The sequence below is a fragment of the Lentzea roselyniae genome (assembly GCF_039537795.1).
Lineage (GTDB): Bacteria > Actinomycetota > Actinomycetes > Mycobacteriales > Pseudonocardiaceae > Lentzea > Lentzea atacamensis.
Window position 1 is genome coordinate 1 of the sequence record NZ_BAABBE010000097.1, and the last position, 4,000, is coordinate 4,000.

The window sequence follows — 4,000 nt, forward strand, 5'->3', positions numbered from 1 at the left end:
GCCCATCATCGTCCTCGACCACCGAGGACCTGGCCTTGCGGGTCATGTCAATCAATCCGAATCTCGCCCTGCGTCAGGCCAGCTTGCTGTGAACCACTGGACTCAACTCACCCTGACACGCAGGGGTCCAACACCATCATCGGCAGTGGCCGTAATGGATACGTCACAATCTGGCGGGGATGAACCCGGCGAGCCAGAGCGTTCTCGTGAATGGACATCGATGAGCAGAGGAGAATCACTGTGACGGAGAAGGCTGTTCTCGCGGGCGGCTGTTTCTGGGGCATGCAGGACCTGTTCCGCCGCCACCCCGGAGTCGTCTCCACCCGCGTCGGCTACACCGGCGACACCAGCACGCCGAACGCCACGTACCGCCGCCACGGCAACCACGCCGAGGCCATCGAGATCGTGTTCGACCCCGAGCAGCTCAGCTACCGGCAGATCCTGGCCTTCTTCTTTCAGATTCACGACCCGTCGACGCGCAACCGTCAGGGCAACGACATCGGCGCCAGCTACCGGTCGGCGATCTTTTTTGCGACTGACGAGCAGAAGCGCATCGCCGAGGAGACGATCGCGGACGTCGACGCCTCCGGGAAGTGGCCAGGCAAGGTCGTCACCGAGGTCACCCAAGCCTCGGACTTCTGGGAGGCCGAGCCGGAGCACCAGGATTACCTTGAGCGCTACCCCAACGGCTACACCTGCCACTACGTCAGGCCGGAATGGCAGCTCGGAGAGAGGTAGCGAGATCGTCGCGCTGCGACGTCTCACTGATGCATGCTACGAGGGCCGTCCATCGGACGGCCCTCGCCCCGATCCCAGCCTGTTGCGTGGGAGATCTTCGACCTACTTGCCGATCCGTCGAAGGACCCGCTCGTCGCCGGGTCGGGCTCAGTCCTCGCGCCCGACCCGGCGCCCCCTGAACGACTGGTGATCGACTCGACGTTCGGCATAGACATGAAGATGGCATGGCCTACCGGATCGAGAACGTGGTGGTCGAGTTCGAGTAGAACCGGCTCATCGCCTGGCGGCACTTCAACGGGCGCCGCTGGAGGTGGCGGCTCACCCCGCTCGCCGACTGCAGCACCGAGGTGACCGAGACCTTCGACTGGTCCACGGCCCACCATCCGCTGCTACTCGACCTCTCACCGTCCCCCCGCCGCAACCGCAAGGCGGTGGAACGATCGCTCGAGAGGTTGTCCGAGCTCTTCAGCGCCACCGCCTGACCGGGTAACGAATGCACCAACTGGCGCGACAACGGACGGGAGGAAACGAGAGGGGTCCGATTTGCGGTGGCTGGGGCTGGCTGGGCCACCGTTGCTCGCGGTCGTCCTGGCTCTCGCCACCAACCTCGCCTCCGACACGTTCCCACCCTCGTTCCAAGCCGCCGCATGGCCCGCGCTCGCGGTCCTAGCGGCGATCGCCGTCTGGCTGGAGATCACACGGCAGCGCGCCGCCGGCCGCGCGGCCGCGGACGACCGGATGCGCGGCGCGGCTGACGCGCTGGCCGAAGCGGTGAAGCACCAGTGGACCCGTGAGGCTGGGTTGCGCGGCCTGCACGGACCGTGGGTCCTACCGCAACCGTGGACCACGACCGGGCGTCCAGTGTCGCCGCCCGCCGTGAACGTGCTGGGTCGTGACCGGCCGGAAGCCCCGGAGCGCTTGCCGCTGTGGCGACGCCTGGTACTGCGGTCTCGCGCGGCGCCAGCCGCCCCGGCCGCCCGTGGCGAGATCGACGAACTGGTGAGCACGGTGCTCGACCTGCCGAACCGGCAGGTGGTCGTGCTGGGGCGACCGGGTGCCGGCAAATCCGTGCTGGCCATCCAGTTCACGCTGGCCCTGCTCGCCCGGCGCGAACGCGAGCGGCGGCTGCCGGTGCCGGTGCTGCTGTCGGTGTCGTCGTGGCGGGCCGGTGAGGAGGAACTTCTCGACTGGGCCAGGAACCAGCTGCGCGCCGACTACCCGGAACTGGGCGTCGACCTGGTCGACGAGCCGGGTTGGTCTTCCTCGTATTGGACGGCCTGGACGAGCTGCCCGAAGCCCTCCACGCCGAGGCGATCATGCGGATCGACCAGGCGACGCGCGGCAGGCCACTGCTGCTGACGTGCCGCGCCGACGAGTACGAGCGAGCCGTCACCCAGGCCACCGCGGTACTGGCGACGGCGCTGGTCGTGGAACTCGGCCCCGTCGGCGCGGCGGACACAATCGCCTACCTGCCCGCGGGCCGGGTGGACGGTGACGCGCGGTGGGCACCGGTGCTGAAACACCTGCGAGAGAACACCTCCGGCCCGCTGGCCTCGGCACTGCGCACGCCGTTGATGATCGGCCTCGCCCGGACCACCGCCGATCCCGCAGACCTGCTCACGTTCGACGACCGCGACCGCGTCGAACAGAGCCTGCTCGACCGCTTCATCACCGACGTCTACCCGGACACCCCGCGCGCACAGCTGTGGCTGCGATCGCTGGCCGTGCATCTGCGCCAGGAAGGCGGTTACGCGTTGGCCTGGTGGGAGCTGCACCGGATGCGGCCGTCCGCGACCAGCCGCGTCACGAGCGTCGTCACCGGGCTGGCGGGTGTGGTCCTCGCCGCGGTGGCGGTCTGGCTGATGGTGCTGCCGACCGTCGCGGGCAACGCGGGAGCGCTGTCGCTCGGAGCGGTCGCCGGAGTCCTGGCCGGACTGACCACAGGGTGGGCCGTGCACGCTCGCGCGGTCGCCGAACCCAGTCGCGTCAACGCGGGCGTGCGCGGACGCCGGCTGCTGCTCGCCGGCCAGCTCAGCCGGGGCGTCGTGCGCGGAACGGCGGCGGGGCTCGGGATCGGCGTGATCGCCGAGGTCACCTACACGATCACGTTCGACGTGTCCGACCCCTCCCGGCTCGGCCTGCTGCTGGGAGTGATCTTCGGTGCCGTGACCGGCCTCGCCTACGGGCTGGTGGGCTGGTTGCAGGGCCCGGCGGACACCGTGCGCGCCGCGAGTCCGCGGGCGTCTCTGCGAGCCGACCGCACCGCGAAGTTGTTGCGACTGGCGGTGTTCGGCCTGGCGTTCGGACTCACCGTCGCATTGGTGACGGGTGTGGTCGCCGGCCCCCGGATCGCCCTGATCGACGGTGTGGGCGCGGGCCTGCTCGGTGTCGTGGTGGGCCTCGCCCGAGGCCCGCACGTGTGGACGATGTTTCTGGTCGCCCGGTGCCTCGCGGCGCTGCGGGGCGAGCTGCCGTGGCGGCTGATGGCGTTCCTGGACGACGCGCACCGGCGAGAAGTGTTGCGTGCCAACGGCGGGACCTACCAGTTCCGGCACGGCCTGCTGCAGGACCACCTCGCCGGTGGTCCCGCGGCGCCCGCCGACCTCATCGCCGCGGTGAGACCGCCCGCACGCCGGAGGTCGCTCGGACGCCGGTTGGTGCTGCCGCTTGTCGTGTGGGTGACGGCTGGCGTCGGGTTGGGCGCGGGCCTGCCGATCGCGGGCGGGTTGCAGACGCGGTGCGGTGTCTCGCCGTTCGACTCCTCGATCCGCTACCTGCGGGTCGGGCTCTACACCGAGTGCGTCGGCGTGACGGACGGCTCGTACGAGTTCAGCGAGGACATCGCCGAGGTGTCCCACCGCATCGCCGTCCAGAACGCGCTGGTGCGCACTTCCGGTCTGCCGCACGTCCGGGTGGCGCTGCTCAACGAGGGCGTCCTGAGCGCCGCCCAGGTGCGGCACGCCTTGGAGGGGGCGTACATCGCCCAGGCTCAGGCGATCCGCGTCAACCAGGTCCTGCCCGAGCTCGTGCTCGCGAACACCGGTAGCCGTCAGCGGCACTGGGCACCGGTCGCGGAACAGCTGGTGCGGCTGAGCACCGAGAAGCACCCGCTGGTGAGCGTGATCGGTCTCGGTACTAGGGCCCGTCCTCAAAGCTGGTTCGTCTGACGTGCTTTGATCTTGTGCCGTGGTGCGCAGGCATGAGCTGACTGATGAGCAGTGGCAGGCGTTGCAGCCGTTGTTGCCGGTCTCGGGCGCGAAAG

4 protein-coding genes are annotated in these 4,000 nt (G+C 69.6%); 3 read left to right on the forward strand and 1 reads right to left on the reverse strand.

Going from position 1 to position 4,000, the window contains the following annotated elements:
* Positions 1 to 240: 240 nt before the first annotated feature.
* Positions 241 to 738, forward strand: coding sequence for a peptide-methionine (S)-S-oxide reductase MsrA (gene msrA / locus ABFX45_RS45865; protein ID WP_346137371.1), 498 nt, complete (start codon positions 241 to 243; stop codon positions 736 to 738).
* Between the two features lie 229 nt (positions 739 to 967).
* Here the strand turns inward: msrA and ABFX45_RS45870 are convergent, their stop codons facing one another.
* Positions 968 to 1,111: a hypothetical protein gene (locus tag ABFX45_RS45870; protein WP_346137372.1), complete on the reverse strand. Its 144-nt coding sequence runs from the start codon at positions 1,109 to 1,111 to the stop codon at positions 968 to 970.
* A 170-nt stretch (positions 1,112 to 1,281) separates the two neighbouring features.
* On the opposite strand from ABFX45_RS45870, the gene ABFX45_RS45875 reads away from it, so the two are divergent.
* Positions 1,282 to 2,097 carry a hypothetical protein gene (locus ABFX45_RS45875; protein WP_346137373.1) on the forward strand — a complete coding sequence of 272 codons (816 nt, stop codon included), beginning with the start codon at positions 1,282 to 1,284 and terminating at the stop codon, positions 2,095 to 2,097.
* Positions 1,992 to 3,905, forward strand: a complete 1,914-nt coding sequence (locus ABFX45_RS45880; protein ID WP_346137374.1) for a hypothetical protein — start codon at positions 1,992 to 1,994, stop codon at positions 3,903 to 3,905. Before ABFX45_RS45875 ends, ABFX45_RS45880 begins: the two co-directional genes overlap by 106 nt.
* Positions 3,906 to 4,000: the final 95 nt, after the last annotated feature.